Raw genomic sequence first — 26,120 nt, 5'->3', positions numbered from 1 at the left:
ATTAAAATAAGATTTCACAAAACCTGCATTAATTGCGGGTTTTGTTATTTTTTATTTTGAAGTATTTGTATTATTGAACTCTAAATCAGAGTAATTAAAACATTTAAACCCTTAAGATTGACTAGAATTAAAACACCAATAACAAATATTATAGTTAAAATACCAATTGTTATTATTTCAATCCTAGTCTTCATTCGTGATTATAATAGTTTAATTGATTATTTTGAATTAACAGGAAATAGCAACTCCATTGTTGACTATTTGAAAACAGTATTTACTACTTCAACATTAAGGACTTCATTTTTAATGCTTATTCCTCTAATTGGTGTCTTCTTAAAAACAAAAATGGGTTGGGTTCTAATGCTTTCCTTTTACTATTTTTTAATAAGCCTTTTTATTTATTTTTTTATTGATGCCGAACTTGAACGAGATGGGTCAATAGTATTTGCTTTTCTTTTCGTAATACTTCCAATGATCTTCATTGGAGTAATGAACAATAAAGACAATACAAAGGTCGTTTATCACCTAAAAAGCGATGAATTAATAAAGATGAATTTGGCTTCATTTATTATAGCGCTAATTCAAATAGTTATGATTAGTTTTTTTAATCTTACGCAATAATAAATACAGCTCTTAATTTTTCTATTCTTACCTAAACGAGTGATACTATTTTCTTAAAAAATCAAAATTTATTCAAATTTCATTTAAAAAAACAATTGCCAATTAGAAATCCTTTCACTACTTTAGTTCTATGACTGAGGAAGCTATAGAAAAAGAAAATAAGGCCATTGCAAAAGCTTACAAAGAACTACTCAAGGTAAGCTATCAGACATTAAGCAAAGATGATAAGAAATTAATTCGTCATGCTTTTGAGGTCGCAGTGGATGCACACAAAGATCAACGACGCAAATCGGGTGAAGCTTATATTTTTCACCCTATTGCAGTAGCTAGAATTGTAGCCCAAGAAATTGGTATGGATGCCACCTCCATCGCAGCAGCGTTGCTTCATGATGTAGTTGAAGATAACCCAGATTACACCATTGATGATATTGAGCAATTATTTGGAGAAACCGTGGCTAGAATTGTTGATGGCCTTACCAAAATCTCTTCGCTTAAAAAAGATATGGATGTGTCTTTACAAGCTGAGAATTTCCGAAAAATGCTACTCACATTAAATGATGACGTTAGAGTTATCATTATTAAAATAGCAGACCGTTTGCATAATATGCAAACTATGGATTCTATGCGATCAGACAAACAGGTCAAAATCGCCTCCGAAACCTTATATATATACGCACCTTTAGCACATAGAATTGGACTCTATAATATTAAAACAGAATTAGAAGACTTAGGTTTAAAATATACGGAACCCGAAGTTTACAATGATATTTTAGCTAAGATTCAAGACAGCAAAGAAGATCAAGATGCCTATATTAAAGCATTTTCTAAAGTCATTGAAGACTCCTTAAACACCGAAGGTTTAAACTACGAAATTAAAGGACGACCAAAATCGATATTTAGTATTCGTAGAAAAATGGTGAAACAAGGGGTTTCTTTTGAAGAGGTCTATGATAAATTTGCAGTTCGAATTATATACAAATCCGATTTAGCGAACGAAAAATTCTTAGCTTGGAAAATATACTCCATCGTAACCGACCACTTTACGCCTAACCCTATTCGACTTAGAGACTGGATTTCATCCCCTAAATCAACAGGATACGAAGCCTTACACATTACTGTTGTTGGCCCTAAAAGCCGTTGGGTAGAAGTTCAGATTAGAAGTGAACGTATGAACGAAATTGCTGAGAAAGGTTATGCTGCACATTACAAATACAAAAATGCAGATACCAAAGAAGACAATCTCGATTTATGGATTAACCGTTTACAAGAAGCCTTAGAGAATCATGAAGCGGACGCTGTTGATTTTGTAGAGCAATTTAAACTCAATTTATACTCTAAAGAAATTTTTGTCTTTTCACCAAAAGGAGATTTAAAATCACTTCCTAAAGGAGCTACTCCGCTCGATTTTGCTTTTAGTATTCATACTGAAATTGGATTAAAAACACGTGGTGCTAAAGTCAATGGAAAACTAATGCCCTTAAGTCATGAGTTACAAAGTGGAGACCGTGTAGAAATATTAACTTCAGAAAGCGCTAAACCTAATTCCAATTGGCTAGATTATGCAACCACCGCAAGAGCTCGTAGCAAAATTAAATCGGCTTTAAATGAGGGCACAAAAGAAATTGCTGAAGAAGGAAAAGAAATTTTAAGACGAAAATTAAAACAACTTAAAATTACACTCAATGAAAATTCCGTAAATGAACTTGTCAGCTACTTTAAGCTTAACACCTCTTTAGATTTATTTTACCGTGTAGGTATTGGTACAATAGACAACACAAAACTAAAAGCTTTTGCTTCTTCACGAAGCAATGCCTTTGTGAGTTATTTTAAAAATAAAATCTACAAACCTTCTGTTCCAAAAGACATTCATAAAGAAGAGATTACCTCAAAATATGATATGTTAGTTTTTGGGAAGGAAGAAGAAAAGCTCAATTATACATTAGCTAATTGTTGTAATCCCATTCCGGGCGACAAAGTCTTTGGTTTTTTAACAATTAACGATGGACTAAAGGTGCACAAAACCAATTGTCCTAATGCTGTAAGTTTACAATCTAATTATGCTTACAGAATTATGCAAGCCAAATGGATAGACTCCTCTCAGCAGGTATATACTTCTCAGATTATCTTGTCTGGTATAGATAATTTAGGGTTAGTTAACGATATCACTAAACTCATTTCTGAAAACATGCACGTTAACATGAAAAGCATAAGTTTCTCTAGTGATGATGGCATTTTTACAGGAAAAATAACAGTCCAGGTAAAAAACCAAACCATGCTTAAAAAGCTAATTGATAATCTTAAAAAAATAAATGGAATTGACAAAGTGACTAGGGTGTAAATTGTTATCAACTATTATTTTTAAACTTGTTCATTTCTTTCATTTTTAATACCCCATTTTATAATTCATATCCTATAAAATTTGTGTAAATTTGCTGTTTAATTATGAATGCAACCACAGAAGAAAGTAATCAGGAAATTGTAAAGCGCGTATTTACACAATTCCTTGAAGATAAAGGTCATAGAAAAACACCTGAGCGTTATGCTATACTTCAAGAAATTTATGATAACAAAGAACATTTTGATATCGAATCGCTGTACATCAAAATGAAAAACAAAAACTATCGTGTTAGCAGAGCAACACTTTACAATACTATAGAGTTACTCCTAGAGTGTGCTTTGGTCCGTAAACATCAATTTGGACAGAGTCAGGCACATTATGAAAAATCGTATTTTGATAAAAATCATGATCATGTAATTCTTACTGATACAGGTGAAGTCATAGAATTCTGTGACCCACGCATTCAATCCATAAAAAAAACCATTGAAGAGGTTTTTGATATTCAAATAACTAATCATTCACTATATTTTTACGGTAATCGTAAAAAGGACGACTAACTCAATTTTAAAATGGCAGTAGATTTACTACTTGGATTACAATGGGGAGACGAAGGCAAAGGAAAAATTGTCGATGTATTTACCTCTAACTACGACATTATTGCACGTTTTCAAGGTGGCCCAAATGCAGGACACACTTTAGTATTTAACGGCAAAAAACATGTATTACACACTATTCCGTCTGGGATTTTTCATGAAGACAAAGTTAATCTTGTTGGTAATGGAGTGGTTATCGATCCTGTTATTTTCAAAAAAGAACTCGATAAATTAGAAGCGCAAAATGTGGATTATAAAAAATCCCTTTGTATCTCTCGTAAAGCCCATATTATTTTACCTACACATCGCTTATTGGATGCGGCGAGTGAAGCTTCTAAAGGTAAAGCTAAAATAGGTTCTACATTAAAAGGTATTGGTCCAACCTACATGGACAAAACCGGTAGAAACGGAATTAGAGTTGGAGATATTGAATTAGCCGATTTTAAAGATAAATACAGAGCTTTAGCAGATAAGCACGAAGCCATGATTGAATTTTACAACGTAGATATTCAATACAATTTAACAGAATTAGAAGCCGATTTCTTTGAAGCTATCGAAACTTTAAAATCATTACAGTTTATTGATTCTGAAGAATTTATTTACCAAGCTCAACAATCTGGTAAATCAATATTAGCAGAAGGTGCTCAAGGCTCTTTATTAGATATTGATTTTGGAACGTATCCTTTTGTAACATCATCTAATACCACTGCGGCAGGTGCTTGTACAGGTTTAGGTGTTGCACCAAACCAAATTAGAGAAGTCTTCGGAATTTTTAAAGCGTATACTACTCGTGTGGGTTCTGGACCATTTCCAACAGAATTATTTGATGAAGATGGTGCCACCATGGCCAAGGTTGGAAACGAATTTGGAGCCACTACAGGCCGTCCAAGACGTTGTGGCTGGTTAGACTTAGTGGCTTTACGCTATGCTTGTCAAGTTAATGGGGTTACACAATTAATAATGATGAAAGGAGATGTGCTTTCTGGTTTTAAAACCCTTAAAGTATGTACTGCTTATAAGTATAAAGGTGAAACCATTACGCATTTACCATATAACATCGAAGAAGAAAATATTACTCCTATTTATACAGAAGTAAAAGGATGGGCTGCTGATTTAACAGGAATGACTGAAGCATCGCAACTACCAGAAAATTTAAATGCTTATGTTGAATTTTTAGAAAACGAATTAAATATTCCAATTACAATTGTATCTGTGGGGCCTGATCGTAGACAGACTATCATTCGTAAGAAAATATAATTAGACTTCAATAAAATATTGGTTTTTTTGTGAAAATAACGGTAAAGATATCCCGTCTTAACTTTAAACTATTTCTCAAAAAAACCATTATTTTTATCTACTATTAAGCTTGATAAGCTATACCTTTCTGTTAAAAAAAACGTTAACACATACTAAAGCAAATTTAATAAGTGTTATTTTGTAAAAAACATAAATCATTGAAACGTTTTAAACATCTACTTTTTATCGTTTGCTTACTGTCTATTTTTTTCAGTGTCGCACAAGAAAAACAGAAAATCACAATTAAATATGCAGGAAATGCTTCTACGGCACCAGACGTAGAAGAAGGAGCCGTCGTCTTTATTAGAGATAAATCACAGCAAGTTCATTTTATTCATGAAGGAGTAAATATGTGGTGTGATAAAGCCATTTATTACGAAGATCAAGATTTTATAGAAGCCTTTAGTAATGTTGTAATGAAACAAGGAGACTCTATTAATATGGTGGCCAAATATGTAGAGTATAGCGGAAAAACGCAATTAGCTTTTGCAAGTGGAGATGTTGTTTTAACCGAACCACAATCAACACTAAAAACAGATACACTTTGGTTTAATAGAACGAGACAACAAGCTTATTACAATACAGGAGGTACGGTTGTAAGAGATTCATCAGGAACCATTACAAGTCAAATTGGAAGATATTACATGAATACTAGCAAATACCAATTTGTTAAAGATGTGGTTCTCGTAAATCCGCAATACACTTTAAACACCGAACGTCTCGATTTCTTTACAGAAAACGGACACGCCTATCTTTTTGGTCCTTCGACCATTACAGGAGAAACAAGTAAAATTTATTGTGAACGCGGCTTTTATGACACCAATAATAATGTTGGCAATTTTCAACGAAACGCTAAAATCGATTATGATAACCGAACTGTTGAAGGTGACAGCTTATATTTTGACCGCACTAAGAATTTTGCTTCTGCAACCAACAATATTACGGTAACCGATACATTAAATAAAAGTATTGTAAAGGGTCATTACGCGGAAGTTTGGAGAGCGCAAGACTCAATGTACATTACTAAACGTGCTTTAGCCATAACCGTACAAGAAAAGGATTCCATTTATATGCATGCAGACACCCTTATGGTTACTGGAAAACCTGAAAACCGGATTACTCGCGCTTATTATAACGCCAGACTTTATAAAAGCGATTTATCAGGTAAATCAGACTCTATACATGTTAACCATAAAACAGGTTTAACACAAATGATTAACCTCAGTAGATTTAGTTCTACAGATGCCTTCGCTATTAAACGAAAACCTGTACTCTGGAATATTGACAATCAGATGACAGGCGATACAATTCATTTAATTTCTAATACCAAAACAGAGCAACTCGATTCCTTAAAAGTATTTGACAATGCCTTTTTAATAAGCAAAGACACCATAAGCGAAAATGGATTCAACCAAATAAAAGGACAACGTTTAATTGGTTTATTTGAAAATAACGAACTCTACAATGTTGACATTATTAAAAACGCCGAGACCATTCGTTACCTAAGGAATGACGATACTGAATTAATAGGAATTCAAAAGTCGAAATCAGGAAGTATAAACGTTAAAATAATTGATCAGATTGTTGACGAAGTACGTTTCATTAATCAAATTGATGGTAATATTTTCCCAGAATCAGACTTCCCGAAAAGCGGAAGACAATTAAGAGGTTTTGATTGGAGAGGTGAAGAACAACCGCGCTCTGTTGAAGATTTATTTAAAGATGACCCACCTTTAGAATTACCTAAAATTAAAGGCTTAGAAGATTATGTTCCACCTGAAGAATTTATTGATGATGCTGTAACGGAACGTGTCGAGGAGGCTGGAAAAGCAACTCCCAAAAAGGAGAATAAAGCCGCTAGAAATCTACCAGCAAAATCAACGGCAACTCCATTTAAATTAGTACCTCCAAAACCAATACCTCAAAAAAAACAGCCGTTAAAAAGCAACGATAAACAAGAAGACAAAAAAGAAGATTAACCATTGAAAGACGCATTTTTACAATACCAAGCTCAGACGACTCCGCATCCATTAGCTATGGAAATAAGTCATGCTAAAGGCGCTTATATTTACGATACTAAAGGCAAAGCATATCTCGATTTTGTTGCAGGAGTGTCAGCGTGTAGTTTAGGACATTCACACCCAAAAGTAGTCAATGCTGTAAAGGAGCAATTAGACAAATACCTTCACGTCATGGTTTATGGAGAATATATCCAAAAACCTGCTGTAGAATTAGCTCAGCTATTGGCAAACCATCTACCTAATCCATTAGAATCTACATATCTTGTAAATTCAGGAACAGAAGCTATTGAAGGGAGTTTAAAATTAGCTCGACGATTTACAGGTCGTTCAGAAATTATTGCTGCAAAAAACGCCTATCATGGCAACACTATGGGTTCGCTTAGTTTAATGGATTATGAAGAACGTAAACAACCATTTCTACCTTTAATTCCAGGTATTAAACATATTGAATTCAATGCTGAATCTGATTTAAAGCATATCACAAATCAAACAGCAGCTGTTATTCTTGAAACTATTCAAGGAGGTGCCGGTTTTATTGAACCTACAGATAATTACCTAACTAAAGTTCAACAACGTTGCAATGACGTAGGAGCTGTATTTATTTTAGATGAAATTCAACCAGGCATAGGACGAACGGGAAAACTCTTCGGTTTTGAACATTATAATTGCCAACCAGACATTGTGGTTACAGGCAAAGGATTAGGAGGAGGTTTACCCATTGGAGCGTTTACAGCTTCAAAACATATGATGGATTGCTTAAGTGATAATCCTAAACTTGGACATATCACCACTTTTGGTGGTAACCCAGTAATTGCAGCCGCAGCTTTAGCGACTTTAAAAGAAATTACAGAAACCAACCTGATGTCTGAAGCCTTAGAAAAGGAGCAATTAATCAGACAACATCTTCAACACAAACACATTAAAGAAATTAGAGGACGTGGTTTAATGTTAGCTGCTTTTACCGAAAATGCAGAACGCACAAGCCAATTAATATTGCGTGCTCAAGACCAAGGATTAATTCTGTTTTGGTTACTTTTTGAACCCAAAGCCATCCGAATTACACCTCCTTTAACCATTTCTAATGATGAATTAATAGAAGGTTGTTCCATTATAACTTCATTATTGGATACAATTTAAATCTATTTAATACCATATAAACATCTTAAATACAGGATTTTAAACACTATTACATAAACAACAATTCTAATGTTAATTATTTTGTTAAGAACATTAGTTTAAAAACGCCTTTAACGCACAGGATAACTGTAATTTTATTTCAGTGATTTATTAAACTATTTATGCATTACAGTCAAGACGACGAAAACTTCCCTCTCACTCGATTCGAATCGATGTTAAAGACCAATAATATTTTGTTCTTTGACTCGAACGAATTTGAAAATATCATTCATCATTATCTTGAAAATGGTAAGATTCCCCTATCTAAGCGCGCTATTAAATTAGGTTTAGAACAACATCCTACATCCATTAATCTAAGATTATTTCAAGTTGAAATATTGGTGATTGAAAATAAATTTGAAGAAGCCGATGATCTTTTAGATAAATTACATAACCTCGAACCTACAAACGAAGAAATTTTCATTCAAAAGGCCAATGTATTATCTAAGCAAGATAAACATCAACAAGCCATAGACACCTTACTAATTGCAATAGAGATGTCTCACACACCTGAAGACGATGCAGATTTATATGCTTTAGTTGGAATGGAGTATTTGTTTTTAGATCAATTTGAAGATGCTATAATATATTTTAAAAAATGCCTAGAAAGTGACGTCTCGGATTATTCCGCCCTTCACAACATTGTGTATTGCTATGATTTCTTAAATAAGAATTCTGAAGCCATAGACTATTTAAACTCATACTTAAACACCAACCCATATTGTGAAGTTGCTTGGCATCAACTAGGACGCCAGTATTTAACAGTTAAAGATTACAATAAAGCAAATGCCGCATTAGATTTTGCAATCATTTCAGATGATACGTTTGTTGGTGCTTATATCGAAAAAGGGAAAGTACTCGAAAAGTTAAAGAAGTACGAAGAGGCTATTGAAAATTACAAAATTACTTTAGCATTAGAAGACCCAACATCCTTTGCTCTTTTACGTATTGGTCAATGCTATGCCAAGTTGAATCAAGAAGAATTAGCGATTCAGTTTTTCAAAAAAACAATAGACGAAGACCCCTTACTTGATAAAGGCTGGATTGCAATTACCAAGTTTTACATGAAACGTCTTAACTACCAAAAAGCGTTATATTACGTTAATAAAGCGGTTATTATAGACAGCGAAAATGTGGCATATTGGAAATTGTACGCTACCGTAAATAAGCGTTTAAACTTTCTTGAAGAAGCAGAACGCGGTTACAAACGGGCCTTAGACTTGGGAAATTATGAATTAGACACTTGGTTAAACAGATCGGATGTTTTAATAACCTTAGGTGAATACCAAGGAGCAATTTATAATTTACTTCAAACTTCAGAGTTTTATCCTGAAAACGCAGAGGTTGAATACCGATTAGCAGGTCTATACTTTTCTGTTCATCAAATCGAAGAAGGACGTTTCCACCTAAAAAATGCAACACGACTTAACTTTGATTACAACTTTATTATTTCAGAATTATTTCCGAAACTTTCAGACAAGCCCATGATTAAGGCTATAATTTCAGAAGCTAAAAAGACGTCTAACTAAAAAAAATCATACCTTAGCGATTCTTATTTTATAGAAGAATGCAAAGACGATTTTTAGATTATTTAGTCATCACTTTTAAAGGTATTGCAATGGGAGCAGCAGATGTTGTTCCAGGTGTTTCTGGCGGAACCATTGCATTTATCTCTGGTATTTACGAAGAATTAATAGAAAGCATAGATAAAGTTAATCTTAGTGTTTTTAAAGTTTGGAAACAAGATGGTTTTAAAACCGCATGGAATTCCGTTAATGGAAATTTTCTATTAGCACTTTTTTCTGGTATCGCTATAAGCATCTTATCCTTATCAAAACTCATAAAATGGCTATTACACAACGAACCTGTATTACTATGGTCTTTCTTTTTTGGACTTGTTTTAGCTAGTATTTTATACATCGCGAAACAAATTAAAGGCTGGTCCTTAAAATTGATAATTGCTATTATAATTACGTCAATTATATCTTTTTACATTACGAAAGCCGAACCATTTGCCTCTCCAGACAGTCCATATTATCTCATATTTTGTGGATTCATTGCCATTATTGCTATGATTTTACCAGGAGTTTCTGGAGCATTTATTTTACTAATTCTTGGAGCTTACCAAACGGCAATTGATACCATTAATAATTTAAGAGATGGTTTGTTAAATGGAAACATGGAACTTTTTAAAGATGCGTTGTTAAAATTTGTATTACTTGGTGTTGGAGCTGTCATCGGACTTAAAGTATTTTCTAAGGCCTTAAATTGGATGTTTAAACATCATAAAAATCTAACCTTAGCTATTCTTACTGGTTTTATGATTGGGTCTTTAAATAAAATCTGGCCTTGGAAAGAGGTTTTAAAAACGCGTATAAACTCTGAAGGTGAAGTCGTAACGTTACTAGACAAAAGTATATTGCCAACATCTTACGCCGGAGATAACGACTTAGTAATGGCAATCATTTTTATTGTCATCGGTTTTGCAACGATTCTTATTTTAGAAAGTCTAGGAAAACAAAAAAACAAAGTGTAATGCAAAGTACAAGAGCCCTTAAAGATCGTGTTTTCTTGGTCATTAAAGGTTTGGCTATGGGTGCAGCCAATAAAGTTCCAGGTGTATCTGGTGGAGTGGTTGCCTTTGTTGCTGGTTTTTATGAAGAGTTTATCTACTCATTACAACGCGTAAACAAAACGGCTTTTAAACTCTTATTTAATGCACGATTTAAGAGCTTTTACCGCTATATAAATGGTAAATTTTTAAGCCTCCTTTTCTTAGGTATGATTGTGAGTTATTTTAGTGTGTCTAAATTATTAGACTATCTTATTATCCACTATGAACTCTATGTTTGGAGTACCTTCTTTGGTATGATTTTAGGATCAATTTATTACATCTCTAAAGATTTTAAAGAATGGAATAGGACAACCTTATTAGCACTCGTGCTTGGTGCAATAGCAGGGATTAGCGTTAGTTTTTTAGATCCTGCAACAGAAAATGACAATCTCTTTTTTGTGTTCTTTTGTGGTATTATTAGTGTTTCAGGCATGACGCTACCTGGGTTTTCTGGCTCATTCATCCTTATTCTTTTAGGTAACTATGTTCTATTACTCGTGGATTCCGTTAACGCTCTTAACGACACTATATTTGATCTCTTTAGTGGTGATTTTGAATTTATTCACAATGCCTATCGCATACGACTGCTAAAAGTTTTAGCCGTATTCACACTTGGTTCTGTTACTGGATTGGTAACCTTTTCTCATATCTTAAATTATATTCTAAAAAATTATAAATTCATAACACTAGCTACTATAATGGGGTTTATTATCGGTTCCTTAGGAGTGGTTTGGCCATGGAAAGAAACGATTTACAAAACCAATTCTGAAGGTATTATTATTTTAGATTCTACCGGAAAACAAATCATTTCTAATTACCAACGCTTTTTACCAGAACTCAACACCCAAACTTACATTGCAATTGTTTATATTGCCCTAGGAATCCTTATAGTTTTAGGATTAGAATGGTATGGAAAACGCACAAGACAAATCAAATTATAAATTCGGACTCGTAGGCAAAGACATCTCCTACTCTTTTTCGCGAGGTTATTTTAAAGATAAATTCAAGACTGAAAACGCACCACATTCGTATGTGAATTTCGATCTACAATCTATAGATGAGCTTTCAGAAATCATAGAAACCTCCTCAAATTTAAAAGGCCTTAACGTTACCATTCCTTATAAAGAACAGGTTATTCCTTTGCTAGATAAGCTCAATAAAAAAGCTAAAGCGATTGGCGCTGTAAACACCATTAGGTTTACCAAAAACAACAAATTAGTTGGCTACAATACCGATTTTTACGGCTTTAAAAACTCTATAAAACCGCATCTAAAATCGCATCATAAAAAAGCATTGATTCTTGGTACTGGAGGTGCTTCTAAAGCTATTGCTTATGCACTTAAAAAACTAAACATACAGTATGATTTTGTTTCACGTACTAAAAAAGAAAATGTAACTTTTTTGTACTCAGACTTAAACAATGTTATTATTTCGGACTATACCATTATAATAAACTGTACACCTATTGGTACGTTTCCAAATGTAGACGCATGTCCAGATATTCCTTATGAAGCCATCACAAAACAGCACATTTTATACGATCTAATATACAATCCAGATCAAACTAAATTCTTAAACCAGGGTTATATCAGAGGCGCCAAAACCATTAATGGACTGGAAATGTTAAGACTACAAGCCGAAAAATCGTGGGAAATCTGGAATAAAGTCTAAAACACAAGCTCTATGAGCATTTCCTTTGTAGTTAAAGGACTAGTTAGTATCTTTAACAACTATAAAAAATATTTGACACATGTCTGAGAATGATAACCTGCAAGAAGCAGATGGAAAAAAAGAAGTAGAATCAACCGAATCTACTCCAACACTGCAAGCTGAAATTAAAACTGAAATCGAATCTGTAAGCGAAACGAAAGAAGCTATAAGCGACGTTGAAAACAATGTTGAAACCTCTGAAAAGCTTGACACAGATACGACAACTGAAGTTGTTAAAGATGATCTCGTTGATGAAATTGAAGCTTCAAATGCTGAAGACGCAGAAGACGAATCTAATGCTGAGCGTCATGAAGTAGAAGAAAAAGATTATCACGCTATGTCAATGGTTGAGTTGACAGCAGAAATGAGCCGACTTTTAAAAAATCACAAAGTTCAGACCATTTCTAAACATGTTAATGAAATAAAAGGCGAGTTTAATGCCAAATTCAGTGAACTTCTAGATGAAAAAAAGGAAGAATTCATTGCCGATGGAGGAAACGAAATAGACTTTTATTACACTAACGATACCAAAAAAGAATTCAACTCACTTTATAAAGAATATAAGCATACTATAAATGCATATTATAAAGAACGTGAACAAAATTTAAAGCAAAACCTAGAAAATAGGCTAGCCATAATTGAAGAGATAAAAGGTTTGCTCAGCGTTGAAGAAAACATGGGTACAACGTATAAGACCTTTAAAGAACTTCAAGAAAAATGGCGTAATGCAGGACCAATTCCAAGAGACAAATACAATAATGCCTGGAATACCTACCATCATCATGTAGAACGTTTTTATGACTTTTTACATCTCAATAACGATTTGAGAGATATGGATTTTAAGCATAACTATGATCAGAAATTAAAAATCATAGAACGTGCTGAAGAATTAGCAGAAGATGAAAATACCAACCGTTCGTTTAGAGAGCTTCAAGTATTACATAAACTATGGAAAGAAGAGCTAGGACCTGTTGGAAAAGAACACAGAGAAGCTATTTGGGAACGTTTTAGTAATGCAACAAAAGCCATACACGATAAACGTCAAGCTTACTACGCTGATATGGATAAAGCGCACGAAAAAAATCTTGAGCGCAAAGAAGAAATTATTGCACAAATAACAGCTATTGCAGAAGATAAAAGTAATACGCATAGTGCTTGGCAGAAAAAAATCAAAGAAGTTGAAGCACTAAGAGACGCGTTTTTTAAAGCAGGAAAAGTGCCATTAAAAGTAAACGAAAGCACTTGGGCTAAATTTAAATCTGCTGTTAGAACCTTTAACCGTGGTAAAAATAGTTTTTATAAAGATTTAAAGAAAGATCAGTACGATAATCTTAAAAAGAAGAAAGACTTAATTCAAATTGCAGAAGACCATAAAGACAGTGATGACTATGCCAAGGTAACTCCGTTGATGAAGAAAATTCAGAATGAATGGAAAAAGATTGGTCATGTTCCAAGACGCGATAGTGATAAAATCTGGAAACAATTTAAAGCTGCTTGTAACCACTATTTTGATAAAATGCACACAGCGCGTAAAGCGCAAGACCAACATCTTTATGATGCTTTTGATAAAAAAGTAAAACTTCTCGACGAATTAAAAGCCCTAGAGTTAACTGAAGATCCGAAAGCAGATATCAAAACTCTACAAGAGAAAATTGCTCAGTGGAAAGAAATCGGATACGTACCACAAAACAAACGTTACATTGATGGTAAGTTTTATAAAGCAATTGATGATAAATTCGATAAGCTGAAAATGGATAAATCGAAATTAGAAATGATTAAGTTTGAGAGTAAACTCGAAAACTTAGCCGATTCTGATGACACACGATTACTTGATAATGAGCAAAATTTTATCAGAAAAAGAATTACTGAAATCAAATCTGAAATCAATCAGCTAGAAAATAATTTACAGTTTTTCTCTAATGTAAAATCAGACAATCCATTGGTTAAAGATGTACATAAAAACATTGCTAATCATAAGAATGAATTAGAAATTTGGAAAGCTAAGCTTACCAAAGTCCGTGGAATGTACAACTAAAACATTCCCCTTTTAATGGATAAAGATTTATTAGGGAATTTTATCATTGCCTTTCCTACTGCTGCTTATATAACCTATACGCTTGTTATAAAAACAGACCCTATGGGTATTAATTGGACCACTTGTATTATAACAGGTCTAATTGCGACTGTAAGCTATGGCATAGGCACTAAAATAAAAAACAAAGGTAACGTAGAGTAATACACTCTTTTAAATATCAAAACCCATCTGCAACTAACAGATGGGTTTTGCCCTAACTAAACTAAATTAACCTTAATTACAACCGCTTAAAATAATAATTAAGATCTCCTACTAAGATTATAAAAACGTTTATTTGTTCTTATATACCCTATTTACGTAGGAAAATTACTTTTGGATGTTTTATTAGTGAATTTTTTGATAATTTCTAAAATTTCCTCCCAATTTTATAGCATTTTGGTTGGTTTTCAAGGCTTTGAACAAGGTTTAGAATATCTAAGAAATTATAGTGCGATAATTGAAAAGTGCTTTCTAAAATGACCATAATTTTACATCATTAGCTGATGACATAAAAAAACAACGTATGAGAGACGTTGTTTGATAAAGATTTAGAGTAATTTGGCTTCTTCCCAAAAGACATCCATTTCTGAAAGCGTCATATCTTTTAAAGATTTACCCAATTCTTTAGCTTTACCTTCTAGATACTGAAAGCGCTTTATGAATTTTTTATTAGTCCGCTCTAAAGCATTTTCTGGGTTTACATTTAAGAAGCGTGCATAATTAATCATAGAAAACATCACATCACCAAATTCGCTTTCTATAGCATCTTGATCTCCTTTTGCTATTTCAACTTTTAGTTCGGCTAGCTCCTCTTCTACTTTTTCAAAAACTTGTTCTGGTGTTTCCCAATCAAATCCTACTCCAGCAACTTTATCTTGTATCCTGCTTGCTTTCACCATTGCTGGTAGACTTTTAGGTACACCTTCAAGCACACTACTCTTTCCTTCTTTAAGTTTGAGTTGCTCCCAATTACGTTTTACTTCGTCTTCATCTTTTACAACGACATCACCATAGATATGAGGATGACGATCAATCAATTTATCACAAATACTATGACAGACATCTGCAATATCGAAATCATTGGTTTCACTCCCTATTTTTGAATAAAACACAATGTGAAGTAAAACATCACCCAATTCTTTTTTAACCTCTTCTAAATCCTTATCAAGAATGGCATCACCAAGTTCATAAACTTCTTCAATGGTGAGATGCCGTAAAGATTCCATCGTCTGTTTTTTATCCCATGGACATTGCTCACGCAACTCATCCATAATAATTAACAAACGCTCAAAGGCTTTTAATTGGGTAGCTTTATCAGACATTTTTATTCTTCTTCGTCAGAAACTTTTTTGTCATCTTTAGATTCGTCAAGTGCATCTAAAAGATTATTTTTTTGAAGTAAATTATACCACTGAACCACTTTTTTAATATCTGAAGGATACACACGATCTTCATCATAATCAGGTAAGACTTCGAAGAAAAACTCTTCTAAAACCTCTTTACTATCTTTATGACTGATCGACGTTGGTTGTCCGCCTTCTTTTTCTTTTACTTTCTTTAGTACATCTCTTAAAGGTACTTCTTCAGCTAAAGTATAAATAGCAATTTCACTAAGAATGCTAATATTACTGTGTGCACCAACTGTAATGCGTTTATTATCAATTAACGATTCTACAACAGCACCCGTTCTAGTCTGTGCTACGATTTGGTATAAACCTGGTTTCCCAGAAATGGATAAAATTTTATCTAAGCTCATATATATTGTATTAACGTTTCTTGCTCATTGCAGGAAAACGCATTCTGTAATCAATTTTAATCTTACCTTTTGAAATATTAGTAAGTCTTCCTTTTATTAAACGCTTTTTAAATGATGATAATTTATCAGTAAATAAAATGCCTTCAATATGATCATATTCATGTTGAATCACTCTAGCGATTAAACCATCATATTCTTCAACATGTGTCTCAAAATTCTCATCTTGATACTGAATTTTAATCTTTGGTTTTCTAAAAACGTCTTCCCTTACATCTGGAATGCTTAAACAGCCTTCATTAAAAGCCCATTCATCACCTTCTTCTTCTAAAATTTGAGCATTAATGAATGTTTTCTTGAAATTTTTCATTTGCTCACTTTCTTTTTCTGAAAGCTCTTCATCATCAGCAAAAGGACTTGTATCAACTATAAACAAACGAATCGCTAAACCAATTTGAGGTGCAGCCAAACCAACTCCATAGGCACCATACATGGTTTCGTACATATTTTCTATGAGTTCTTTAAGCTTTGGAAAATCTTTATCTATTTCCTTTGCCTCTTTTTTTAAGACGGCATCGCCATAGGCTACAATAGGTAAAATCATATTTCGTTTATTTTTCGGATGCAAAAGTATCAAAAATCATGGATAATAATTCAAATTTCAAAAACTAAATTCCATAGTGTTTTCTCAGAGCGATGTATAGAAACAATGTTGTAATATTATAACATTTTCATTCTTCACTGAAAACTAGAAAGGTAACTCTGCAATATTAATGTTGCACTAATCTCATCAATCAACGCTTTGTTTTTACGTTGTTTTTTCTTCAAACCACTATCAATCATCGTTTGAAATGCCATTTTTGACGTAAAACGTTCATCCACACGTTCTACAGGAATATGAGGGATTGCTTTTGCCAATTGCACTAAAAATTTCTGAATATACACTTCACTTTCAGAAGCTGTATTGTCCATTTGCTTAGGTAAGCCAACCACAATTTTCTCTACGCTTTCTTTTGCAACATATTGTTTCAAATACAACAATAGCGTTTTAGTCTCAACCGTAGTGAGACCAGATGCTATAATTTGCATTTCGTCAGTAACAGCTAAACCTGTTCGTTTTGTACCATAATCAATGGCTAATATTCGTCCCATAATGACAAAGATAATGTAATACCAATTCTAAACTTAAATTGACGACAAATAAAAAACGCTCCTTAAAAAAGAAGCGTTTTAAAAAAAATCAATTTACCCAAATTAATCAATGTGATATATTCCCTCTAAAAAATAAATCATTGTATTAATTATACTATTAAGACACCCCATTTTTTAATCGGTCACATTTTATGTCAAAAAAAAGAAAACTCCTCAATGTGAGGAGAGGAGTTTTCAAAATTAGCTATTAGTAAATTCCTAGATATCTATAAGATATACCAGTATTTAATTAGTTTTAAGACCCCATTTTATTTAAGTGGTCACATTTTTCAAAAAAGTATTTTAGCTTAAGTTATTATAAAAGTATCTTTGGAGACTAAATCCTTTTTCAAAATTATGAATCAACTACAATCTATTATCGAAAATGCTTGGGACGATCGCTCTCTTTTAACTAACAAGGTAACAATAGATGCTATTAGAAGTGTCATTGATCTAATTGATGCCGGAACCTTACGTGTTGCTGAGCCTACTACTGACGGCTGGCAAGTCAATGAATGGGTAAAAAAAGCCGTAGTATTATATTTTCCTATTCAAAAGATGGAGACATTTGAAGTTGGTATTTTTGAATATCATGATAAAATCCCTTTAAAACGTGGTTATGCTGAAAAAGGGATTAGAGTGGTTCCTCATGCCGTTGCAAGACATGGAGCTTATATTTCTGCGGGTACTATTTTAATGCCAAGTTATGTAAATATTGGAGCTTATGTCGATGAAGGCACTATGGTAGATACATGGGCAACGGTAGGTAGTTGTGCGCAGATTGGAAAAAACGTACATCTTTCTGGTGGTGTTGGTATTGGTGGGGTTTTAGAACCCTTACAAGCAGCCCCTGTAATTATTGAAGACGGCGCTTTTATTGGCAGTCGTTGTATTGTTGTTGAAGGTGTCCGTGTAGAAAAAGAAGCTGTTTTAGGTGCTAATGTAGTTTTAACCATGAGTACAAAAATTATTGATGTTACTGGAGACACACCTGTAGAAACTAAAGGTGTTGTACCAGCTCGATCTGTAGTTATACCTGGTAGTTACACAAAAAAGTTTGCCGCTGGCGAATTTCAAGTACCTTGTGCGTTAATTATTGGTAAACGTAAAGAAAGCACAAATAAGAAAACATCATTAAATGATGCTTTGCGTGAGTATGATGTAGCTGTTTAAATATGAAGGAGAAGAAAATTGTTTTATGGACTGGTGGTTGGGATTCTACATTTAGAATTATCCAACTCTATGAGCGTGAATTAATTCTTCAACCCCTTTATGTAATTGACAAAGGCAGACCTTCTACAACTAAAGAGCTTGAAACAATTAAGTTGTTATCGGAACAAATACAGCAAAAATTTAAAGACTCTAATGGTAAAATTTTACCTGTAAAGCTGATAAAGCGAGAAGAAATATCCACTAACCTATACTTAAAGTTAATTTTTAAAATAATTAGACGTCGTCGTAGAATAGGAAAGCAATACTATTGGTTGGCTTGCTTAGCAAAAAAATATAAAGGCTTGGAACAAGGATTTCACAATGAAGATCGAGATTCTTTAATATATTTTGATGAATTAATAGAAATTTCAGATGAAACAGGTGGGAAAAACTGGGTTGTAAACCCGAAGAAAATGGATTTTCTTCGAAAAGAACTGTTTAAAAATATTAGATTTCCAATTGCTTATATCTCAAAGTTAGAAATGAAAAGTTATGCTGAAAAGCATGGTTTTATAGATATTATGAACAATACTTGGTTTTGCCATCGTTCAAACAACAAACCCTGTGGTGAATGTAATCCCTGTAAACAATACGTCATTGACGGCTTTGGTTATCGGTTTGAATAATGAATTTCGTTTTAATTCAAATGAATATAAAAATCGAAAATTGACACCCTATTTATGTTTTATCTTTACTTAAACTACTTTATCTATGCCTAATAAAATACGTCGATTCCTTTTAAGACACTTACGAAAAATGCGTTTTCTGCCCTCTAAATTTTACGTTAGATGCCATTACGAATATTTTTCTAGTAAAAAATTAGATTTAAACAACCCAAAGGAATTCAATGCAAAAATAGAATGGTACAAAGTTTTTTTTAGACCAAAAATCCTGAACACTTTAGTTGATAAATATGAAGTAAGAGATTTTGTTAAAGAGAAAATAGGTGCTCAATACCTTAATGAGCTTTACGCTGTTTATGATAATCCCGAGGACATTGACTTTAATAAATTGCCTAATAAATTTGTAATAAAAACTAATCATACCAATGGTCATAACCTTATCGTAAAAAACAAAGAAAATCTCAAAAAGGAGGATGTCATTAAAAAGTTTAAAAAATGGTTAAATAAAAATCAATACTATCGAAGAGGTCAAGAATGGGCTTATAAAGATATTAAACCAAAAATAATCATTGAAAAATTCTTGAAAGAAGACGACAAAAGCACTTTAGTTGATTATAAATTTTATTGTTTTGATGGAGTACCTAAATTTATAGACGTACACATAGACAGAGAAGAGGACCACAAACAAGGATGCTTTGATTTAGATTTTAATGTATTACCTTTTGGTAAAAGTAAAACTTATAAAAGTATTTCTGCTGGAATCCCCAAACCCACGAATCTTAAAGAAATGGTAAATTTAGCTGAGATTTTATCTAAAAACCTTCCTTTTGTTAGAGTGGATTTTTACTCTGTTAATGGTAAAACTATATTTGGAGAAATGACGTTCTACCCATCTGACGCTAGAAAAGAATTTTACCCAGATGAATACAATACTATTATTGGAGATTATTTTAAATTGCCTAAATTTGAAGAAGGTCAAAACGTAATTACTAAATTTTAATAGAAAAGAACATGAACCATTTTTTGTTTAATTAAGTAATAGATACTATGACGAAGGACATTATTGAAAAGCATCCTATAGACGCAGTAATACTGTGGGTTGATGGCAATGACGAAAAGCATAAAGCTAAAATGCTGCCTTACTTAGAAGACAAAACTAAAATTAATTTAGACAATTTCAGAACCCGATATGATCAAGTGAATGAAATTAAATTCACTATAAATTCCATTTTAAAGTTTGCTCCTTATGTGAGAAACATTTTTATAGTTACAGATAACCAAACACCCGAATTTTTAAATCATACCGAAACAAAAGACCTGTATAAGAAAGTATCTATTGTAGATCACAAAGTTATTTTCGAAGGTTACGAAGAATTTTTACCTACATTTTGCAGTAGAACATTAGAAACTTGTATACATCGGATCCCCAATTTAGCAGAGCATTTCATCTATCTTAACGATGACTTTTTTTTAATAAAAGAAACACAACCTGAAGATTTTTTCAGAAATGGATATCCTGTTTTACGAGGTAAATGGCAAAAATTTGATGAAAACAAATTCTATAAAAAATTAAAGAAACCAAGAATCGGACATAAATCAGCTCAACAACTTGCTGCAAAACTTGCTGGACTAGACAAGTATTACAATTTTAAACACACACCTCATCCTTTAAGGAAATCTACTTTTGAAACGTATTTTAAAACGAATAGTCAGGTTTTTTTAGAAAATATAAAATATAAATTTAGGAATCCAAATCAATTTCTATCTCAAGGCTTAGCAAATCATTTAGAAATAAAAAACAAAACATGTTATTTTAAGGATGATCTTCAACTGATGTACTTTAGGTCTTATAAGAAACCGTTGTATTGGTATAAATTCAAATTGAATATAAAAGCTAAAGACAAATTATTCTTAGGCCTCCAAAGTTTAGATCGTAGTCCACCACATATTTTAGATTATATATTAGGTTGGCTAGAAGAACGCATGCGTTAAGTCCGTACAGTTTAAAAGATAAAAGTAGAATGCATTATAAATTTTTAATATATATATCTTATAGTTATGCATTGCCCATAGGGATTCCATTAGAAAAAGAAATCTTAAGCAGAGGTGATACCGCAATGTGGTTTAGCGACCTTGACGATGGCAAAATAGCCTTACAAGGAAAAAATAATGTGTTAGACACCATTGAAAGTGTCGTAAATTACAAACCCGATATTGTGCTGGCGGCAACCAATGACGTACCTGATTTTATTTCAGGATTAAAAGTGCAAATTTTTCATGGCTTTAATGCTCAAAAACGACCAGAGGGACACAATAATTTTTCTCATTTTAGAATTCGTGGTTTTTTCGATTTGTATTGTACACAAGGGCCAACATCGACTTCTGGATTTAAAGAGCAACAAAAAAAGCATCCGCATTTTGAAGTTATAGAAACAGGTTGGAGCAAAGTAGACCCCTTATTTCCATTAAACACTAAAATCAAGAGTGCTACACCAACGATAATGATTGCCTCTACATTTACCAAACGTCTAAGTTTAGCGTTACAAGACGACGTTTTTAATGAAATTAAAAGACTGTCCAATACCGATAAGTATAAATTTATCATGGTACTTCATCCTAAATTACCCAATGAGGTAAAAACAAAGTGGAAATCATTAGAAAATAAAAATTTCACCTATTATAACACCACTGATTTAATTCCTTTATTTAAGGCTTCTGATATTATGTTTGCCGATACGACATCTGCCATTCAAGAGTTTTTACTTCAACAAAAACCCGTAGTTACTTATAATCATACGTTTAACCACAATTATCTCATAAATATCACCACAACAGACGCCATTGAAAAGGCTATTACCGAAGCGCTCAATCCATCGTTAAATTTAACAAAAACCATAGAAGCGTTTATTGAGCAATTACACCCTTATTTTGACGGCAAATCTAGTAAACGTGTTGTTGATGCTTGTCTGACCTTTTTACATAAAGACAAACGTTATTTAAAAAAGAAACCGCTCAACCTTATTAGGAAATATAAAATAAGAAAACGCCTAGGTTACTTTACGTTTAAGAGTTATTCTAAAGCATATACTATACAAAAATAAATTATGCTTTATGAATTCCGTATTTCGTATAGGTGCGTTTTTCGCGTTTAGTTTCCTGTCTGATTTTTTTATTTAGCAACAAGGCCTCTTCGTTTTTATAAGGTCTATCATGATGCAAATGCACACAGATAGCACTATAGCGTATCTGTAAAAACTTGATACCATTGTGCATCATGCGCTCACCTACTTCTCTGTCCAATCCACCATACTTCATTCGCTCATCAAAACCATTTACATTAACAATATCAGCTTTATAGCAAGACACGTTCATACCATCAAAGGTGGCTTTTGTCGTCGTAATTTTATTTAATACTTTTGCCTTTAACTTGGAGCTCGTTAGCTTATTAAATTTAAATGATTTTTGTTGACCATTTTTAAGCAACCACTCTTTATTAAAGCAAACCTGATTTTCAACTACTTCTTTTGTAATTATTCTAGTAATCGATTCTGACAATTTAAAATATCCACCAGACAAGGCGCAATTCAATCGTCTCAACTTTAGGTGAGTTTCTACAAAATCTTTGCGAGCAACACAATCACCATCGGTAAATATTAAATAGTTAGCATTTGAAGCAACAATAGCCTTATTTAAAATTTTTGTTTTCTGAAACCCATCATCTTCCTGCCAAACCTGAATGATATTTAATCTTGATGTCTGTGAAAACTCATCAATTATAATTTTAGTTCTTTCATCCGAACCATCATCTGCCACAATAATTTCAAAATCTAAATTTGTTTGAAGTTCATAACTATACAGCACCAAACTCAACCACTCTGGCTTATTATAAGTACTTATTATTACTGATGCTTTAAGATTAGTCTGCATAAGCACAAAAATACTATTTTTACATTTATCAATTTACAACTATGATTAAACTATCTGGAGTTATAATTACCTATAATGAAGAACGACATATTGCACAATGTTTAGAATCGTTAATTAACGTTGTCGACGAAATTGTTGTCGTAGATTCTTTTTCTTCTGACAATACTAAGGCAATTTGCAAAAAATTTAACGTGCGTTTTATTGAACAAACATTTTTAGGTTACATTGAACAAAAGAATTTTGCATTAGCCCAAACCAAGTATGAGTATGTAGTATCATTAGACGGAGATGAAGCCTTATCTGAAACGCTTCAAAAATCAATAATAGAACTAAAATCAAATTGGAAATATGACGGTTATTACGCCAATCGTCTAAATAATTTATGTGGTCAATGGATTAAACACACGACCTGGTATCCTGACAAAAAATTACGCATATTTAATAAAAGAAAAGCGACATGGACAGGTATTAATCCTCATGATAAAATCAGTTTAATAGACACCTCTAAAAAAGCGGGATTTCTGAAAGGGGATATTCTACACACAAATTATCAAACCTACTCTGAACACAACCAACAAATCGAAAAATTCACAACAATTGCTGCTCACGCCTATTACGATTTAGGGAAAAAAGCTTCACTTTTTAAACTTATTGTAAATCCTACATGGGCCTTTGTTCAATCTTATTTTATTAAATTAGGTTTCTTAGATGGGTTTAATGGTTTCTACATTTCTGTTCAAACCGCGCATATTCGCTTTTTAAAATATGCCAAGCTACGAGAACTAAACAAAAAAACGACCTAACCTTTAATACGCTTTTTGAGTCGTTGTTTTCTATCGTGCTTATTTCTAAACTTCTGAACTTCTCCCCACATACTATTAAAAACGACATCGTAAGGCTTGCCGTAACATTTAGCATACTCATCGCTCATAATTTCTACCATATGCTTGTATTTAGATAATCTTGCAAAATTTTTCATTCTTGCATTAAAATCCATGGTTACAAATTTCATTCGGTTTAAATCAACAAGATAAAATTCGTAATTCTCTTTATCAATAGTAATTAGGGTATTTCCTGGTGAGTGGTCTAAAAAATTGATTCCCTTTTCATGCAGTTCAAAAGTAAATCGTGTAAAGGCTCTCAAAATAGCTTCGTAATTAGGATAATTATAATCCGTAAGTAGCTCTCTATAGGTCAAATCACATTCTAATTGCTCAGAAATATAGTAACTTTTTTTAAACAAAAGACTCGACGTATACTCATAATACGCAACAGGTTGTGGAGTTCCTACACCTAACTTCTGAAGTTGTTTTGCATATTCAAAAGAACGTTGTGCTTTACTTTTTCTAAAAAACCGATATGCAATCTGATTGATGACATTTGGTACTCTAAAAGACTTCACGTTAAGTGTTTTGTCTTCGAGTTTAAAAAGCTTTAAAGAATTTCGCTTTTGGTTACCATAATCTTCACCTTTAGTATCGAAATCTGTAATGATAGCGTCTAAAAACGTTTCATATTGCTTAAAATTATTGTGTATGCTTTTTGTTCTATTCACTATGATATCGTTAACGCTACTTAAACCGTTTAACCACTTGTTTGCGCGTTATTATAAGTCCATGTAATGTACAAAAATAGTTATATTTTTATATTCTAATCCGTATTTACAAATTAAATCGAAAGCCCTATTTTCTCTTTAAAATTCATCGTTTTAACAACTCCCTTTGTTATTGGCTTCTATTATTAAATCATTATATTAAATTTACATTAAATAATACTATAAATGCAGCTATTAGATCTTATCGGTAGAAAAAATAATTTGTTTGAAATTGATATGAACACCTATCATATCGAAATAAACACTATCGTTGCATCTTCAAAATTTCTAGTTTTAGGTGGTGCAGGAACTATAGGCCAAGCAGTAACTAAAGAAATATTTAGACGTCAGCCTAAAAAACTGCATGTAGTTGATCTTAGTGAAAATAATTTAGCTGAATTAGTTAGAGACCTTAGAAGTTCATACGGTTATATTGATGGCGATTTTAAAACCTTTGCTTTAGATATTGGTACTGTTGTATATGATGCGTTTATTGCTTCAGACGGAAATTATGATTATGTACTAAATCTTTCAGCTTTAAAACACGTACGAAGTGAAGAAGACGCTTTCACATTAATGCGCATGATTGACGTAAATATCTGCAATACCGAAAAAACCATTCAACAATCAATTGATAATGCTGTAAAAAACTATTTCTGCGTTTCAACTGATAAAGCCACGAATCCAGTAAATATGATGGGAGCGTCAAAACGTATTATGGAATTATTTTTAATGGAAAAAAGCAAAGCCATCAACATTTCAACAGCACGCTTTGCTAATGTTGCTTTTTCTGATGGATCATTACTCTATAGTTTTGAACAACGTATTAAAAAACAGCAACCCATAGTAGCTCCCAATGATATTAAAAGATACTTCATCACACCAAAAGAATCTGGAGAGCTGTGTTTAATAGCATGTCTATTAGGCGAAAATAATGATTTAGTATTTCCTAAATTAAATGCGAATTTACAACTCACTAGCTTTGCTGACATTGCTATAAAATATATTCAAAACTTAGGTTATGAGCCTTATTTATGTAAAGATGAAAATGAAGCAAGAACTTTAGCGCAAACCTTACCCCAAACTGGTAAATGGCCCTATTTATTAACACATAGTAACACAACTGGTGAAAAAGAATCTGAAGTATTTTTTGAAGCACACCAAACTCTAGATTTACAACGATTTAATACTATAGGGATTATTAAAAACACCCCTTTAGCGAACAACACCGAGAAATTAAACCTATTCTCTAATACAATTCAGCGTCTCAAATCTAAAAAATCTTGGACAAAGAACGAATTAATCCATTTATTCAACACAATATTACCGAACTTTAACCACAAGGAAACAGGTCAATATTTAGATCATAAAATGTAA

At 32.6% G+C, this 26,120-nt stretch carries 25 protein-coding genes; 19 read left to right on the top strand and 6 right to left on the bottom strand.

Going from position 1 to position 26,120, the window contains the following annotated elements; genetic code table 11:
• Positions 1-117: 117 nt before the first annotated feature.
• The 12 genes from ACXGSQ_RS08715 to ACXGSQ_RS08660 all read left to right on the top strand — a co-directional run bounded on the left by ACXGSQ_RS08715 (position 118) and on the right by ACXGSQ_RS08660 (position 14,605).
• The gene (locus ACXGSQ_RS08715; RefSeq protein ID WP_458629222.1) at positions 118-621 is read left to right on the top strand and encodes a hypothetical protein; all 504 of its coding nucleotides are present in this window, start codon (positions 118-120) and stop codon (positions 619-621) included.
• Positions 622-751: 130 nt separating this feature from the next.
• Positions 752-2,959, top strand: coding sequence for a RelA/SpoT family protein (locus tag ACXGSQ_RS08710; RefSeq protein ID WP_458629221.1), 2,208 nt, complete (start codon positions 752-754; stop codon positions 2,957-2,959).
• A 104-nt stretch (positions 2,960-3,063) separates the two neighbouring features.
• A complete protein-coding gene (locus ACXGSQ_RS08705; protein ID WP_092468045.1) occupies positions 3,064-3,516 on the top strand; it encodes a Fur family transcriptional regulator in 453 nt (150 codons plus the stop codon).
• Between the two features lie 12 nt (positions 3,517-3,528).
• Positions 3,529-4,809, top strand: a complete 1,281-nt coding sequence (locus ACXGSQ_RS08700) for an adenylosuccinate synthase (protein ID WP_458629220.1) — start codon at positions 3,529-3,531, stop codon at positions 4,807-4,809.
• Positions 4,810-5,006: 197 nt separating this feature from the next.
• Complete coding sequence (locus tag ACXGSQ_RS08695; protein WP_458629219.1) at positions 5,007-6,827, top strand: OstA-like protein; 1,821 nt, start codon at positions 5,007-5,009, stop codon at positions 6,825-6,827.
• Positions 6,828-6,830: 3 nt separating this feature from the next.
• Complete coding sequence (locus tag ACXGSQ_RS08690; protein WP_458629218.1) at positions 6,831-8,006, top strand: aspartate aminotransferase family protein; 1,176 nt, start codon at positions 6,831-6,833, stop codon at positions 8,004-8,006.
• Positions 8,007-8,218: 212 nt separating this feature from the next.
• Complete coding sequence (locus ACXGSQ_RS08685) at positions 8,219-9,574, top strand: tetratricopeptide repeat protein (protein WP_458629217.1); 1,356 nt, start codon at positions 8,219-8,221, stop codon at positions 9,572-9,574.
• Between the two features lie 38 nt (positions 9,575-9,612).
• Positions 9,613-10,581 (top strand): DUF368 domain-containing protein, encoded by a 969-nt coding sequence (locus ACXGSQ_RS08680; RefSeq protein ID WP_458629216.1) that lies wholly within the window; start codon positions 9,613-9,615, stop codon positions 10,579-10,581.
• Positions 10,581-11,600, top strand: a complete 1,020-nt coding sequence (locus ACXGSQ_RS08675; RefSeq protein WP_458629215.1) for a DUF368 domain-containing protein — start codon at positions 10,581-10,583, stop codon at positions 11,598-11,600. The genes ACXGSQ_RS08680 and ACXGSQ_RS08675 overlap by 1 nt, the downstream gene beginning before the upstream one ends.
• Entirely contained in the window at positions 11,569-12,330 is a 762-nt protein-coding gene (locus tag ACXGSQ_RS08670; RefSeq protein WP_458629214.1) for a shikimate dehydrogenase family protein, read from the top strand. Before ACXGSQ_RS08675 ends, ACXGSQ_RS08670 begins: the two co-directional genes overlap by 32 nt.
• Before the next feature lie 79 nt (positions 12,331-12,409).
• The gene (locus ACXGSQ_RS08665) at positions 12,410-14,404 is read left to right on the top strand and encodes a DUF349 domain-containing protein (protein ID WP_458629213.1); all 1,995 of its coding nucleotides are present in this window, start codon (positions 12,410-12,412) and stop codon (positions 14,402-14,404) included.
• A gap of 15 nt (positions 14,405-14,419) precedes the next feature.
• Positions 14,420-14,605, top strand: coding sequence for a hypothetical protein (locus ACXGSQ_RS08660; RefSeq protein ID WP_458629212.1), 186 nt, complete (start codon positions 14,420-14,422; stop codon positions 14,603-14,605).
• 386 nt (positions 14,606-14,991) lie between these two features.
• On the opposite strand, the gene mazG is transcribed toward ACXGSQ_RS08660, so the two are convergent.
• The 4 genes from mazG to ruvX all read right to left on the bottom strand — a co-directional run bounded on the left by mazG (position 14,992) and on the right by ruvX (position 17,348).
• The gene (gene mazG, locus ACXGSQ_RS08655) at positions 14,992-15,765 is read right to left on the bottom strand and encodes a nucleoside triphosphate pyrophosphohydrolase (RefSeq protein WP_458629211.1); all 774 of its coding nucleotides are present in this window, start codon (positions 15,763-15,765) and stop codon (positions 14,992-14,994) included.
• 2 nt (positions 15,766-15,767) lie between these two features.
• Positions 15,768-16,199, bottom strand: a complete 432-nt coding sequence (locus tag ACXGSQ_RS08650; RefSeq protein ID WP_458629210.1) for a DUF5606 family protein — start codon at positions 16,197-16,199, stop codon at positions 15,768-15,770.
• A gap of 10 nt (positions 16,200-16,209) precedes the next feature.
• A complete protein-coding gene (gene def / locus ACXGSQ_RS08645) occupies positions 16,210-16,800 on the bottom strand; it encodes a peptide deformylase (RefSeq protein ID WP_458629209.1) in 591 nt (196 codons plus the stop codon).
• A 134-nt stretch (positions 16,801-16,934) separates the two neighbouring features.
• The gene (gene ruvX / locus ACXGSQ_RS08640; RefSeq protein WP_458629208.1) at positions 16,935-17,348 is read right to left on the bottom strand and encodes a Holliday junction resolvase RuvX; all 414 of its coding nucleotides are present in this window, start codon (positions 17,346-17,348) and stop codon (positions 16,935-16,937) included.
• Positions 17,349-17,744: 396 nt separating this feature from the next.
• On the opposite strand from ruvX, the gene ACXGSQ_RS08635 reads away from it, so the two are divergent.
• The 5 genes from ACXGSQ_RS08635 to ACXGSQ_RS08615 all read left to right on the top strand — a co-directional run bounded on the left by ACXGSQ_RS08635 (position 17,745) and on the right by ACXGSQ_RS08615 (position 22,323).
• On the top strand, positions 17,745-18,560 hold the full coding sequence (locus ACXGSQ_RS08635; RefSeq protein ID WP_458629207.1) for a 2,3,4,5-tetrahydropyridine-2,6-dicarboxylate N-succinyltransferase: 816 nt from the start codon (positions 17,745-17,747) through the stop codon (positions 18,558-18,560).
• A 2-nt stretch (positions 18,561-18,562) separates the two neighbouring features.
• The gene (locus ACXGSQ_RS08630) at positions 18,563-19,225 is read left to right on the top strand and encodes a hypothetical protein (protein WP_458629206.1); all 663 of its coding nucleotides are present in this window, start codon (positions 18,563-18,565) and stop codon (positions 19,223-19,225) included.
• Between the two features lie 85 nt (positions 19,226-19,310).
• Entirely contained in the window at positions 19,311-20,222 is a 912-nt protein-coding gene (locus ACXGSQ_RS08625; RefSeq protein WP_458629205.1) for an ATP-grasp fold amidoligase family protein, read from the top strand.
• A 47-nt stretch (positions 20,223-20,269) separates the two neighbouring features.
• Positions 20,270-21,214, top strand: coding sequence for a stealth family protein (locus tag ACXGSQ_RS08620; RefSeq protein ID WP_458629204.1), 945 nt, complete (start codon positions 20,270-20,272; stop codon positions 21,212-21,214).
• A 29-nt stretch (positions 21,215-21,243) separates the two neighbouring features.
• Positions 21,244-22,323 carry a CDP-glycerol glycerophosphotransferase family protein gene (locus ACXGSQ_RS08615; RefSeq protein WP_458629203.1) on the top strand — a complete coding sequence of 360 codons (1,080 nt, stop codon included), beginning with the start codon at positions 21,244-21,246 and terminating at the stop codon, positions 22,321-22,323.
• Position 22,324: 1 nt separating this feature from the next.
• Here ACXGSQ_RS08615 and ACXGSQ_RS08610 read toward each other — a convergent pair whose 3' ends face one another.
• Positions 22,325-23,149, bottom strand: a complete 825-nt coding sequence (locus tag ACXGSQ_RS08610) for a glycosyltransferase family 2 protein (protein WP_458629202.1) — start codon at positions 23,147-23,149, stop codon at positions 22,325-22,327.
• A 41-nt stretch (positions 23,150-23,190) separates the two neighbouring features.
• Here ACXGSQ_RS08610 and ACXGSQ_RS08605 point away from each other — a divergent pair, with 41 nt between their 5' ends.
• Complete coding sequence (locus ACXGSQ_RS08605; RefSeq protein WP_458629201.1) at positions 23,191-23,952, top strand: glycosyltransferase family 2 protein; 762 nt, start codon at positions 23,191-23,193, stop codon at positions 23,950-23,952.
• On the opposite strand, the gene ACXGSQ_RS08600 is transcribed toward ACXGSQ_RS08605, so the two are convergent.
• Positions 23,949-24,704 (bottom strand): lipopolysaccharide kinase InaA family protein, encoded by a 756-nt coding sequence (locus tag ACXGSQ_RS08600; RefSeq protein ID WP_458629200.1) that lies wholly within the window; start codon positions 24,702-24,704, stop codon positions 23,949-23,951. The two genes, ACXGSQ_RS08605 and ACXGSQ_RS08600, sit on opposite strands and share 4 nt — an antisense overlap.
• 225 nt (positions 24,705-24,929) lie before the next feature.
• On the opposite strand from ACXGSQ_RS08600, the gene ACXGSQ_RS08595 reads away from it, so the two are divergent.
• Positions 24,930-26,120: a UDP-N-acetylglucosamine 4,6-dehydratase gene (locus tag ACXGSQ_RS08595; RefSeq protein ID WP_458629199.1), complete on the top strand. Its 1,191-nt coding sequence runs from the start codon at positions 24,930-24,932 to the stop codon at positions 26,118-26,120.

The sequence above is a fragment of the Winogradskyella sp. PC D3.3 genome, assembly GCF_054366245.1.
This window is presented reverse-complemented; position numbering and strand designations above follow the sequence as displayed.

Coding starts and splice junctions, on each gene's coding strand:
- ACXGSQ_RS08670 (WP_458629214.1), top strand. CDS start 11,569: ATGGAAAACGCACAAGACAAATCAAATTATAAATTCGGACTCGTAGGC.
- ACXGSQ_RS08680 (WP_458629216.1), top strand. CDS start 9,613: ATGCAAAGACGATTTTTAGATTATTTAGTCATCACTTTTAAAGGTATT.
- ruvX (WP_458629208.1), bottom strand. CDS start 17,348: ATGGGACGAATATTAGCCATTGATTATGGTACAAAACGAACAGGTTTA.
- ACXGSQ_RS08635 (WP_458629207.1), top strand. CDS start 17,745: ATGAATCAACTACAATCTATTATCGAAAATGCTTGGGACGATCGCTCT.
- def (WP_458629209.1), bottom strand. CDS start 16,800: ATGATTTTACCTATTGTAGCCTATGGCGATGCCGTCTTAAAAAAAGAG.
- ACXGSQ_RS08650 (WP_458629210.1), bottom strand. CDS start 16,199: ATGAGCTTAGATAAAATTTTATCCATTTCTGGGAAACCAGGTTTATAC.
- ACXGSQ_RS08620 (WP_458629204.1), top strand. CDS start 20,270: ATGACGAAGGACATTATTGAAAAGCATCCTATAGACGCAGTAATACTG.
- ACXGSQ_RS08665 (WP_458629213.1), top strand. CDS start 12,410: ATGTCTGAGAATGATAACCTGCAAGAAGCAGATGGAAAAAAAGAAGTA.
- ACXGSQ_RS08675 (WP_458629215.1), top strand. CDS start 10,581: ATGCAAAGTACAAGAGCCCTTAAAGATCGTGTTTTCTTGGTCATTAAA.
- ACXGSQ_RS08710 (WP_458629221.1), top strand. CDS start 752: ATGACTGAGGAAGCTATAGAAAAAGAAAATAAGGCCATTGCAAAAGCT.
- ACXGSQ_RS08685 (WP_458629217.1), top strand. CDS start 8,219: ATGTTAAAGACCAATAATATTTTGTTCTTTGACTCGAACGAATTTGAA.
- mazG (WP_458629211.1), bottom strand. CDS start 15,765: ATGTCTGATAAAGCTACCCAATTAAAAGCCTTTGAGCGTTTGTTAATT.
- ACXGSQ_RS08610 (WP_458629202.1), bottom strand. CDS start 23,149: ATGCAGACTAATCTTAAAGCATCAGTAATAATAAGTACTTATAATAAG.
- ACXGSQ_RS08660 (WP_458629212.1), top strand. CDS start 14,420: ATGGATAAAGATTTATTAGGGAATTTTATCATTGCCTTTCCTACTGCT.
- ACXGSQ_RS08700 (WP_458629220.1), top strand. CDS start 3,529: ATGGCAGTAGATTTACTACTTGGATTACAATGGGGAGACGAAGGCAAA.
- ACXGSQ_RS08630 (WP_458629206.1), top strand. CDS start 18,563: ATGAAGGAGAAGAAAATTGTTTTATGGACTGGTGGTTGGGATTCTACA.
- ACXGSQ_RS08605 (WP_458629201.1), top strand. CDS start 23,191: ATGATTAAACTATCTGGAGTTATAATTACCTATAATGAAGAACGACAT.
- ACXGSQ_RS08705 (WP_092468045.1), top strand. CDS start 3,064: ATGAATGCAACCACAGAAGAAAGTAATCAGGAAATTGTAAAGCGCGTA.
- ACXGSQ_RS08625 (WP_458629205.1), top strand. CDS start 19,311: ATGCCTAATAAAATACGTCGATTCCTTTTAAGACACTTACGAAAAATG.
- ACXGSQ_RS08595 (WP_458629199.1), top strand. CDS start 24,930: ATGCAGCTATTAGATCTTATCGGTAGAAAAAATAATTTGTTTGAAATT.
- ACXGSQ_RS08615 (WP_458629203.1), top strand. CDS start 21,244: ATGCATTATAAATTTTTAATATATATATCTTATAGTTATGCATTGCCC.